General features: G+C 70.8%; 13 protein-coding genes. 9 read left to right on the top strand and 4 right to left on the bottom strand.

The window, feature by feature from the left end; all coding sequences use genetic code 11:
- Window positions 1-216: 216 nt before the first annotated feature.
- Window positions 217-528, bottom strand: coding sequence for a DUF4235 domain-containing protein (locus O7595_RS02625; RefSeq protein WP_269727092.1), 312 nt, complete (start codon window positions 526-528; stop codon window positions 217-219).
- A 459-nt stretch (window positions 529-987) separates the two neighbouring features.
- Between O7595_RS02625 and O7595_RS02620 the strand changes: the two genes are divergently transcribed.
- From O7595_RS02620 to O7595_RS02600, 5 genes are all read left to right on the top strand, one after another.
- Window positions 988-1,353, top strand: coding sequence for a DUF6479 family protein (locus O7595_RS02620; RefSeq protein ID WP_269727091.1), 366 nt, complete (start codon window positions 988-990; stop codon window positions 1,351-1,353).
- 79 nt (window positions 1,354-1,432) lie between these two features.
- The gene (locus O7595_RS02615) at window positions 1,433-1,612 is read left to right on the top strand and encodes a hypothetical protein (RefSeq protein ID WP_269727090.1); all 180 of its coding nucleotides are present in this window, start codon (window positions 1,433-1,435) and stop codon (window positions 1,610-1,612) included.
- 98 nt (window positions 1,613-1,710) lie between these two features.
- Complete coding sequence (locus O7595_RS02610) at window positions 1,711-3,255, top strand: FAD-dependent oxidoreductase (RefSeq protein WP_269727088.1); 1,545 nt, start codon at window positions 1,711-1,713, stop codon at window positions 3,253-3,255.
- A 247-nt stretch (window positions 3,256-3,502) separates the two neighbouring features.
- Window positions 3,503-3,877 (top strand): STAS domain-containing protein, encoded by a 375-nt coding sequence (locus tag O7595_RS02605; protein ID WP_269727087.1) that lies wholly within the window; start codon window positions 3,503-3,505, stop codon window positions 3,875-3,877.
- A gap of 27 nt (window positions 3,878-3,904) precedes the next feature.
- Entirely contained in the window at window positions 3,905-5,005 is a 1,101-nt protein-coding gene (locus O7595_RS02600; RefSeq protein WP_269727086.1) for a glutamate--cysteine ligase 2, read from the top strand.
- 202 nt (window positions 5,006-5,207) lie between these two features.
- On the opposite strand, the gene O7595_RS02595 is transcribed toward O7595_RS02600, so the two are convergent.
- From O7595_RS02595 to O7595_RS02585, 3 genes are all read right to left on the bottom strand, one after another.
- Window positions 5,208-5,423: a CsbD family protein gene (locus O7595_RS02595; protein WP_269727085.1), complete on the bottom strand. Its 216-nt coding sequence runs from the start codon at window positions 5,421-5,423 to the stop codon at window positions 5,208-5,210.
- A gap of 78 nt (window positions 5,424-5,501) precedes the next feature.
- Complete coding sequence (locus tag O7595_RS02590; protein WP_269727084.1) at window positions 5,502-6,470, bottom strand: SRPBCC family protein; 969 nt, start codon at window positions 6,468-6,470, stop codon at window positions 5,502-5,504.
- 4 nt (window positions 6,471-6,474) lie between these two features.
- The gene (locus O7595_RS02585) at window positions 6,475-7,314 is read right to left on the bottom strand and encodes a histone H1-like repetitive region-containing protein (RefSeq protein WP_269727083.1); all 840 of its coding nucleotides are present in this window, start codon (window positions 7,312-7,314) and stop codon (window positions 6,475-6,477) included.
- A 152-nt stretch (window positions 7,315-7,466) separates the two neighbouring features.
- On the opposite strand from O7595_RS02585, the gene O7595_RS02580 reads away from it, so the two are divergent.
- From O7595_RS02580 to O7595_RS02565, 4 genes are read left to right on the top strand one after another with little or no spacing between them, the layout of a single operon-like run.
- Complete coding sequence (locus O7595_RS02580) at window positions 7,467-7,763, top strand: gas vesicle protein GvpO (RefSeq protein ID WP_269727082.1); 297 nt, start codon at window positions 7,467-7,469, stop codon at window positions 7,761-7,763.
- Window positions 7,764-7,790: 27 nt separating this feature from the next.
- A complete protein-coding gene (locus O7595_RS02575; protein ID WP_269727081.1) occupies window positions 7,791-8,297 on the top strand; it encodes a gas vesicle structural protein GvpA in 507 nt (168 codons plus the stop codon).
- 3 nt (window positions 8,298-8,300) lie between these two features.
- The gene (locus O7595_RS02570; RefSeq protein ID WP_269727080.1) at window positions 8,301-9,014 is read left to right on the top strand and encodes a GvpL/GvpF family gas vesicle protein; all 714 of its coding nucleotides are present in this window, start codon (window positions 8,301-8,303) and stop codon (window positions 9,012-9,014) included.
- A 10-nt stretch (window positions 9,015-9,024) separates the two neighbouring features.
- Window positions 9,025-9,279 carry a gas vesicle protein GvpG gene (locus O7595_RS02565; protein ID WP_269727079.1) on the top strand — a complete coding sequence of 85 codons (255 nt, stop codon included), beginning with the start codon at window positions 9,025-9,027 and terminating at the stop codon, window positions 9,277-9,279.
- Window positions 9,280-9,299 lie beyond the last annotated feature (20 nt).

Raw genomic sequence — 9,299 nt, 5'->3', positions numbered from 1 at the left:
CCATCGCGGGCCCTCGCCGCACGCCGGCGGTCACCGCCGCCCACGCGGCCGGCGTCCGAGCCGTGGCCGGGGACCGTCCTCCGCGTGCGAGGGGAATGAGTGTCGCCCGTGCGAGGGAGTGCGTGTCAGCGAGGCCGGTCCCGGCCGGGTGGCAGGAGACCCGGGCGGGAACCGCACCGAAGCCACTCCCACCCTGCCAGGGCGATCCGCAGGCCCTCAGTCCCTGCCGGTCCTGTCGCCGCTGGGCCAGACGCCGGTCGCGCGGTGCACGGCCTTGGCGCCGGACCGGTCGACCACGCTGCGCACGACGGCGAAGATCGCACCCTGTACGGCCGCCGCGAGCAGGATCTCGCCCCACTTCCGGTCGGGGTCCAGGGCGTCGGGCGCGTCGTCCTCGTGGCGCAACGCCTTCCACGCCTTCTGGAAGGCCAGTCCGGCGAGCGCGCCGCCGCCCCAGCCCAGGGCGAAGCCGACCGGCTTGTAGACGAGCGGGACCTTGCCCTTCCGCTTCAGCTTCATCTTGTTCATGCGTCCCCCTTCACCTGTTTCGTGCTGTGGACACCTGCGTCGTTCCGTGTGGGCGTGCGTGCGCACCCATGCCCGCACCAACCGGCTCTCCGACTGGCGCGTGCCCCCTCCGGCACCCCGTACACGTGCCGTTCTCGCGTCGGCTGCGATGGGAACCGGCGGCCGTAGGGCGCTCGGCGCTGCGGGCAGTGCGAGGGCCCCGTCGTGGGCGCAACACCCTCGTCCAGTCGATGAAGGCCGCCGCCGCGGTCGTACCGGCCCGGGCCACGTCCTTCGAACCGGGTGCCACGCAGGCATCACAGATGCCGCGGACAAGGCCGCGTGTGTGCCGGATGACGTGCGGGGCAGGCGGATTCCAGAAGGCCGGTGCGGGCCGGCCGCCGGGCGTCGTCCCCCTTGTGGGGTACGTGCGGCCGCAGCGGGCGGTGCTCGCCGGCGGACCAGCGGAAGGCGGAGGACATGAATCCACTGATCGTCGGCAGGGACTCCCTCGTTGTCGAAGCAGCCGGCAGTCCCGCCCTGGGAGGCGTCGGGCCGTTCCTCGTAGGAGTCGTGGTCGTGGCGGTCCTGATCGGGGTCATCCCGTGGGCCATCCGGCGTCGCAGGACGCAGCCGCGCCGGCCGTTGCCGTCCGAGCAGCCCAGGCGTCCGGCGGGAGGTGCGCACATCGAGGAGATCCGGGACCCGGACGGCGAGACCTTTCCCGACGACGGTTCCCGGCTCAACCCGCATCAGCTCAAGTCCCACAGCACGCACCCCGGCGAAGGCCGCCGGAACGACGACCGGGGCGGCGGCTCTTTCGGCAGCGGCGGACTCGGTGGATGACCTCGACCCCGGCGGGGCGTCGGCTCCACCGCCCAGGCATGAAATCCCATGACGTCGAGAGGCGAGGAGGCATCCGAGCATGAAGCGCACACAGCGGCAGGACGAACCGCGCACCGCGGAGGACGAGGTCGAGAGGGAGGTCCGCGAGGCGGCGGCCGACGTGACCGACGGCGGTCGGGGGCGAGGAGGGGCGGGCGATGCCCTCACGCCGAACGAAGCGGCCCAGGAAGAGGCGCACGGCGACCGCCCGGACCGTTAGCGCCGCGTCGGGCGACGTTCATCCACCGAGTGCCAGGAGTCGCCGTCGGGCCCCGGTGCCCGCGGCGATCGCCGGCCATTCCGACGAGGAGCACACCGATGGCAATCTCCGAGCGGCCCGCAGGCTCCCTGTGGACGGAATACGATCCGGGGCCCGAGTACCCGTCACTTCACGAGGACATCCGCGCCGATGTCGCCGTGGTGGGCGGCGGCATCGCCGGAATCTGCACCGCGTGGGAGTTGGCCCGCGCGGGCCGGCAGGTGGTGCTCGTGGAGGCCGACCGCATCGCCCGGGGCGTCACCGGCCACACAACGGCGAAGGTGTCGGCACTGCAGGGTACGGCGTACAGTCGTATCCGGTCGGCGAGGGGCCCCGACGCGGCCCGCCTGTACGCGGCCTCGCAGGCCGACGCCGTACGCCATGTGGCCACGGTGGCCCAGCGACTCGGCGTCGACTGCGATCTGGAACACGTGCCCGCCTGCACATACGTCACCGAGCAGGCGGACACCGACGGCATGCGCCGCGAGGCGGAGGCCGCGGCCGAGGCCGGGCTGGCGGTGTCCTTCCTGGAGAACGTCGACCTGCCCGTCCCGGCGGCCGCCGCCGTCCACCTCGACGACCAGGTGCAGTTCCATCCCCGGAAGTACCTGCTGGCGCTCGCGGCGGACTTCGTACAGCACGGCGGCACGATCGTCGAACGCACCCGCGTCACCGGGCTCGACGAGGGCGATCCGTGCCGGCTGACCACGAGCGCGGGCAGGACCGTCGATGCGCGTGACGTGGTGGTCTGCACGCACTACCCGGTCTTCGACCGGGCCCTGCTCTTCACCCGTCTGGAGCCCGTCCGCGAGACCGTCGTCGCGGGGCCCCTGCCGCCCGGTGGCGCGGAACCCGTCGGCATGCTCCTGACCGAGGAGGAAGGCACCCGCTCGGTGCGCACCGCTCCCCACGAGAGCCACGGGCGCATGCTCGTCGTCACCGGGGAGAAGTTCACCCCCGGTGACCGGAAGGACGCCGGTGCCGCCGCCCACTTCGACCGCCTCGAACGCTGGGCGGAGGAGCACTTCGGGGACTTCGCGGCGACCCACCGCTGGGCGACACAGGACGCCTTCTCCACGGACCACGTGCCCTACGTGGGCCGACTCCACCCCCTGACCCGACGGGTCCACGTGGCCACCGGTTTCGGCGGCTGGGGCATGAGCGGGGGAGTGATGGCCGGCCGGCTGCTCGCCGAGCAGCTCACGGGTGGCTCCTCGCCCTGGGCCGGCCTCTACGACCCCGTACGGCTGCACCCGAGCGACGCCCCGAATGCCATGAGGCTGTGGGCGAAGACGGCCGGACACCTCGTGGGCGACCGGCTGCCCGGTGGTCACGCCGACTCCGTCGGCGACATTCCACCCGGGGGCGGCGCGGTGGTGCGGGGCTCCCACGGCGGCCTTCACGCCGTGCACCGGGACGCGTCCGGTTCCCTGCACCGTCTCTCCGCCCGCTGCACCCACCTCGGCTGCATCGTGCACTTCAACGATGCCGAGACGGCCTGGGAGTGCCCGTGCCACGGCTCGCGGTTCGACGTGGACGGCAGGGTGCTGCAGGGCCCGGCCGTCCGCCCACTCGAACAGCAGAACGGCGAGGGCGCCGGCTGAGTGTCCCCCGGGGCTCGGTGTCGTTGTGCGAGCGACGGCCGTGGTCCGCGGCCGAGCGGGCCGGGACGGGGTCACACGCAGGGCCGGTGTGGCACCAGGACCGCAGGGACGGCCAGGACACCGGTGTGGCGGGCAGCCGGTGTGGCGCCAAGGACTGCGCCGGCTGGGCGCGCCTGACCGCCGGACGGCGCAAGGGCCGACGCCGGTCCGTCTGGAAGTCGGCCGGCGAGTTTGCTAGACGTGGGGGATGCCTGAACCCGACCACACCCCATCGGCCCCGGACACCGTGCTCGGCGTCCTCAGCTGCGGCCGGCGTGGAAACGCCTGGGTCGTCACCCTGGGTGGCGATCTCGGGCCGGATGCGCTGGCCGGCGTGTCGCGGCAGCTCGACGCCGTGGTCGACGAGGGCCGGGCCGTCGTGGTGGACACGAAGTCGGTGACCTCCGCCGACCCGGCCATGCTCACCCTCCTCATGAGGCTCCAGGAAGCGGCATCACTCTATGTGGCCGCTCCTTCGCCGCCCGTGCGGGCGCTGCTCGAGGCCGCCGGGCCGAACGCGTCGGTCCGTACCGTCACCTCACTCGGCGAGGCCCTGGACGCGCTCGGCGCCGGGTCCTCCTGATCGCCGGCACCGGCGAAGGAGCGCGCCGTGCGCAGCGTGGGAGTGGAGGAGGAGCTCCTCCTGGTGGACGCGGAGAGCGGTGAGCCCCGCGCCGTCTCGGCGGCCGTTCTGGACGCAGCCGCCAGGGAGAGCACGGGGGAGGAGCAGGTCTTCGAGTCGGAGCTGCAGCGTGAGCAACTGGAGTTCGCCACCCGGCCGCAGACCCGGACGGAGGAACTCGCGGCCGAGATCCGCCGGTGCCGGGCCGAGGCGGCGCAGCACGCCGAGGACACCGGCGTCGCCGTCGCGGCGCTCGCCACGTCTCCCCTCCCGGTCAGTCCCTCCGTCGCCGTGGGCAGCCGGTACCACTGGATGGCCGAGCGCTTCGGGCTGACCCTGCAGGAGCAGCTCACCTGTGGATGCCATGTCCACGTCTCCGTGGAATCGGACGAGGAGGGCGTCGCGGTACTGGACCGGATCCGCCCCTGGCTGTCGGTTCTGCTCGCCCTGAGCGCCAACTCGCCCTTCTGGCAGGGGCGGGACAGCCGCTACAGCAGCTATCGCAGCCAGGTGTGGGGCCGGTGGCCGTCCGCCGGCCCCGCGGGGATCTTCGGTTCGGCCGACCAGTACCACCAGCTGGTGCGGGACATGGTCGGCACCGGCGTCCTCAGGGACGAGGGCATGATCTACTTCGACGCCCGGCTCTCGCACCGATACCCGACCGTCGAGGTCCGCGTCGCGGACGTCTGCCTGAACCCCGACTCGACGGTGCTCCACGCGGTCCTCGTCCGCGGGCTGGTGGAGACGGCCGCCCGGCAGTGGCAGGCGGGGGAGCCCCCGGCGCGTCACGGCGAGCACCTGCTGAGGCTTGCCGCATGGCAGGCCGCCCGATACGGCCTCAAAGGCCGGCTGCTCCACCCCTTGTCGATGCGCCCCGCACCCGCCGAAACGGTCGTGCGCGCACTGTTCGACCACGTACGAGACGCCCTCGACGCCCACGGGGACACGAAGCCCGCCCAGGACGCGCTGGCCGGAGTGCTCAGGGACGGGAACGGCGCCGCCGTCCAGCGCGCCATTCTGGAGCGCACCGGAAGCCTGCGGAACGTCGTCACGGAGTGCGTGCGCCTCACCGGCGAGGGGCGTGCCTGACCGGCTCGTCGATCAGCCCCCGTACGCGGGCGGTGGCAGCCCCGCAGCACGTCGTCCGCCGTTGTGTCGGCATCCCTCCCCGCGGCGACGGAAAACGTCACGGGCCTCCCCGGGTGGGGAGGCCCGTTGGGGAGTACGCGACCCTCACCCGGGCAGGCCCCTTTCGGGGCGTCCGGGGTTCAGGTCCCGCGCCGGGAGGCCCTCACATGTTCTTGCGAGCCTTGCCCTTCAGCTCTTCGGCGGTGCCGCGGGCCGTCTGCTCGGCCTCAGCGGCCTTCTCCTTGCCCTTGCCCGCCAAGCGGTCGGAGGTCCCTTTCGCACGGAGCTCCTCGTTGCCCGTGACCTCGCCGGCCTTCTGCTTGGCCTTGCCGACGGTCTCCTGGGCCTTGCCGCGAATCTTCTTTCCCTGTGCAGCCATGTGACATCAGCCCCTTGAGCGTCCGAACGGTTCGTCCGCTACGCCATTGCTGCTACCTCGGACCTATGCCCTCAAACCTCATTTGACGTACTCGTCCTCGTCCTGATCCTCTTCGTCGTATTCGTCCTCGTACTCGTCGTCCTCGGGTTCCTGGTCCTCGTCCGCGTATTCCTCGTCCTCCTCCTCGTCGTACTCCTCGTCATCACCGTCGCCCCCCTCGTCGTACTCGCCTTCTTCCTGTTCCCGTTCCTCGTCCTCCAGTGCCTCTTCGTGACTGCGGACGACTTCACCGTCACGGATCTCCCCGCGCCATCCTTCGGGCTCCTCCTCGGCGAAGGTGACATGGCGGACGAACTTCTTGAAGTCCAGCCGCAGCCGTCGCCCTTGGGCGCGCCAGAGATTTCCCGTCTTCTCGAAGAACCCGGACGGGTAGTACTCGACGATGAGCACGATCCGGGTGAGGGACGGTGTCACGGAGTGGAAGCTGACGCAGCCGCGTGTGGTGCCCTTGGCGCCCTCGGACGTCCACATGATCCGCTCGTCGGGTATCTGCTCCTGAACGGTCGCCTTCCAGCCTCTGGTCGAGGGTCCGACCTTCACCTTCCAGTCGCTGTGCACGTCGTCGCCGTCCTTCGACACGCTGCGCACGCCCTTGGTGAAGTCGCTGAACGCCTCGTACTGCGTCCAGTGGTCGTACGCCGTGCGGATCGGCACTCCCACGTCATGGACCTCGAGGATGTCCGTGGACTTGCCACCGCCGGATTTCCGTTTGCCCTTGCCGCCGCCGAGCAGATCCTGGGCCTTGCCCACCACGTTGTCCTTGATGTCCTTGGCCTTGCTCCCGATGACGGCCTTCATGATGCCGCCGGGCAGCGGGCCGCCGTTCTCGGCCGAGTCGAGCAACTGGTCGGTGAGATCAGAGAGTTTGTCCCCGGCCTTGTCCGCCAGATTCTCGACCTGGGCGCCGAGGAAGTCGACCAGTTCGTCGCGCAGCAGGTCGAGGCCGGAGACCTCGCCGCCCCTGGAGCTCTGTGCTGCCTTGGCCATGGCCCTACCTCCGCCGTCCGGCCGTCTTCTTGGCGGCCGACTTGCGCGGTGCCGCCTTCTTCGCCGCGGTCTTCTTGGCGGGTGCCTTCCTGGGCGATGTCTTCTTCGCGGCGGCCTTCCTGGGCGGCGCCTTCTTGGCGGTGGTCTTCCTTGCGGATGCCTTCTCGGCGGGCGCCTTCTTCGCCGCGGTCTTCTTGGTCGCGGTCTTCTTGGCAGCCGTCTTCTTCGCGGGTGCCCGCTTGGCGGTGGTCTTCTTCGCGGGCGCCTTCTTCGCCGTACCTCGCCTCGCGGGACGGGCCGGGGCCTGCTTGGCGGCCGTCCTGCGAGAGCCGGGCTGCTGCCGTCCCCTCGCGGGCCTCCGGCGGCGTGGCGGCTCCTCCTCCTCCGGTTCCTCCTCTTCCGCCTCGGCTTCGGGCTCCTCTTCTTCCTCCTCTTCTTCCTCCTCCGCTTCCTCGGGCTCCTCCTCTTCTTCCTCTTCTTCCTCGGGTTCCTCGTACCGGTCCTCGTCCTCGTACTCCTCCTCCCCGCCCTTCTCCCCGAGGTGGAGCGTGCGCTCGTGGAGCGAGTCCGCCAGATCCGCGAGCTTGCGGTCCGCCGTCGCCGTGATGGCCTTGCGGCCGGCGTCCAGCAGTTCGCCCCGTATCTGTTCGTTGAGCTCGGCCACTTGTGGCACGTCTTTCAGCCTGCGCAGCCCTTCCGCCGCCAGCTGCTGCGGATCCAGGCCGAAGCGGCGCCCTGCGATGTAGGTCGCCATGGCGAAGGCGAGTCGCCCCTTCTTCGCGCGCCCCAGCAGGTATCCGCCCGCAACCGCCGCCGCGAGAGCCATCTTGGTCGTGTCGTTCATGAACTGTTCCCTTCACAAAGGGCGTTGAGGGAAGGCAGGAAGACCGCAGCCCCCGTAGGACACCGCCCCACACACGACTCGTATGTCCCTATATAGTGAAATTGTAGGTTCACGTGTGGAATGTGGCGCCCGCTCCGTCCCCGGAGAACGACATGGCCCCTGCAGAGCAGCCCGCGCAACGGAAGCGCAAGGACAAGGCAGCCTGGGCCATGCGCTCCGCGGCGCAGCAGCTGGCGCAGCTGCTCGGACGGCCGCCGGAGTCGGTGTCGGCCCTCAGACCGACCGAGGACGGCTGGGAGGCCGAGGTGGAGGTCGTGGAATTGGAGCGGATCCCCGAGACGACCAGCGTGATGGCCAGCTACCGGGTGACCTTGGACAAGGAGGGTGACCTGGTGGCCTACGAACGCAAGCGCAGATACACCAGAGGGCAGATCGACCGCAGGCCCTGAGCGGTCGGCCCGGTGAAGGGAGGCGCCATGACCGTGGTGCCGCAGGGCGGAGGCAGTGTCTCCAGGGGTGGCAGCAGCAGCCTCTACGACGTCCTGGAGCTCATTCTCGATCGCGGGCTCGTCATCGACGTCTTCGTGCGGGTCTCGCTCGTCGGTATCGAGATTCTGAGGATCGACGCCCGCATCGTCGTGGCCAGCGTGGACACCTACCTCCGCTTCGCCGAGGCGTGCAACCGCCTCGACCTGGAGGGTGGCAAGAAGCCGTCGCAGCTGACCGACCTCGTGGGCGACACCGTCGAGAAGGGCGCCCACGGCAAGTCCAAGGGAGCGCTCTCGGGGGCGGTGGAGGCCGTGACGGACAGCCTCAAGGGCGGCGGGGACGAGCAGGAAGAGCAGGAAGAGCAGGAAGAGCAGGAAGAGCAGGAAGAGCAGGAAGAGCAGCAAGAGGAGGAACGGGAGCGGGAGCCCGTGGCACGGAGGCGGCGCACGGCGACCCGGAGGCCCCGGCGTTCGAGGGAACGCGAGGAGGAGTGACTCATGGCCGTCTATGTGTACTCCGTCGTCGGCAAAGAGCATCCGCTCCGGCTGGACGGCATCACCGGGGTCGGCGACCCGCCGTCCCCGCTGCGTACCGTGACGTCCGGATCACTGACGGCGGTCGTCAGTGACGCTCCTGAGGACCTGCGCCCCAAGCGCCGTGACCTCACGGCGCACCAGCAGGTCCAGGACCGGCTCATCGCCGACGGCACGGTCCTGCCCCTGCGGTTCGGACTCACGGCGCCGGACGACGACGCCGTCAGGGAGGCCCTGGAGGAGCGGGCGACGGATTACGCGGACCGCCTCGACGCGCTGGAGGGCTGCGCCGAGTACAACCTGAAGGTCAAGCAGGACGAGGAAGCCCTCCTGCGGCAGATCCTCGAGGACTCCCCCGAGGCGCGGGAACTCAACGACGCGGTCCGCGGCGGCACGGCAGGCCCCGACGTCTCCCTGGCGCTCGGTGAACTGGTCGCCCGGGAGGTGGAAGCGCGCCACGCATCCCTGGCCGCCGGAGTCGTCGAGGCGCTCCGTCCCTTCGCCCGGGACCAGCAGACCTCCCAGCCCGTCGGCGAGGACTTCCTCAGCGTCTCCTTCCTGGTGGCCGAGGAGCAGGAGGAACTCTTCCTCACCACCGAGCTGAGCGTCGCGAACCAGATGGGGGACGACTTCGAGTTCCGGCTCAACGGCCCGCTCCCCCCGTACAGCTTCGTCTGAGGGTGATCCCATGGGCCTGATCACGCAGATCGTGACCCTTCCGCTGGCGCCGGTGCGCGGTGTCGCCTGGGTGATGGACCGGGTGCTGGAGGCGGCGGAGAACGAGTACTACGACCCCGAGCCCGTGCAGCGGGAGCTGGCGGCGCTGGAGGCGCAGCTGCGCGCCGGGGAGATCGACGAGGAGACCTTCGACCGCCACGAGGACGAGCTGCTGGACCGGCTGGAGGAGATCAGGGCGTTCCGGCAGGAGCGGGGTCTGCCGTGACCGATCCGCTGGCCGGCAGG

The sequence above is a fragment of the Streptomyces sp. WMMC940 genome, from assembly GCF_027460265.1.
Classification (GTDB): domain Bacteria; phylum Actinomycetota; class Actinomycetes; order Streptomycetales; family Streptomycetaceae; genus Streptomyces.
This window is presented reverse-complemented; position numbering and strand designations above follow the sequence as displayed.

What these genes read in the sequence shown, in the direction of transcription:
- O7595_RS02575 (WP_269727081.1), top strand. Translation starts at nt 7,791, where the DNA reads ATGACCGTGGTGCCGCAGGGCGGAGGCAGTGTCTCCAGGGGTGGCAGC.
- O7595_RS02620 (WP_269727091.1), top strand. Translation starts at nt 988, where the DNA reads ATGAATCCACTGATCGTCGGCAGGGACTCCCTCGTTGTCGAAGCAGCC.
- O7595_RS02570 (WP_269727080.1), top strand. Translation starts at nt 8,301, where the DNA reads ATGGCCGTCTATGTGTACTCCGTCGTCGGCAAAGAGCATCCGCTCCGG.
- O7595_RS02580 (WP_269727082.1), top strand. Translation starts at nt 7,467, where the DNA reads ATGGCCCCTGCAGAGCAGCCCGCGCAACGGAAGCGCAAGGACAAGGCA.
- O7595_RS02595 (WP_269727085.1), bottom strand. Translation starts at nt 5,423, where the DNA reads ATGGCTGCACAGGGAAAGAAGATTCGCGGCAAGGCCCAGGAGACCGTC.
- O7595_RS02615 (WP_269727090.1), top strand. Translation starts at nt 1,433, where the DNA reads ATGAAGCGCACACAGCGGCAGGACGAACCGCGCACCGCGGAGGACGAG.
- O7595_RS02605 (WP_269727087.1), top strand. Translation starts at nt 3,503, where the DNA reads ATGCCTGAACCCGACCACACCCCATCGGCCCCGGACACCGTGCTCGGC.
- O7595_RS02610 (WP_269727088.1), top strand. Translation starts at nt 1,711, where the DNA reads ATGGCAATCTCCGAGCGGCCCGCAGGCTCCCTGTGGACGGAATACGAT.
- O7595_RS02585 (WP_269727083.1), bottom strand. Translation starts at nt 7,314, where the DNA reads ATGAACGACACGACCAAGATGGCTCTCGCGGCGGCGGTTGCGGGCGGA.
- O7595_RS02590 (WP_269727084.1), bottom strand. Translation starts at nt 6,470, where the DNA reads ATGGCCAAGGCAGCACAGAGCTCCAGGGGCGGCGAGGTCTCCGGCCTC.
- O7595_RS02625 (WP_269727092.1), bottom strand. Translation starts at nt 528, where the DNA reads ATGAACAAGATGAAGCTGAAGCGGAAGGGCAAGGTCCCGCTCGTCTAC.
- O7595_RS02565 (WP_269727079.1), top strand. Translation starts at nt 9,025, where the DNA reads ATGGGCCTGATCACGCAGATCGTGACCCTTCCGCTGGCGCCGGTGCGC.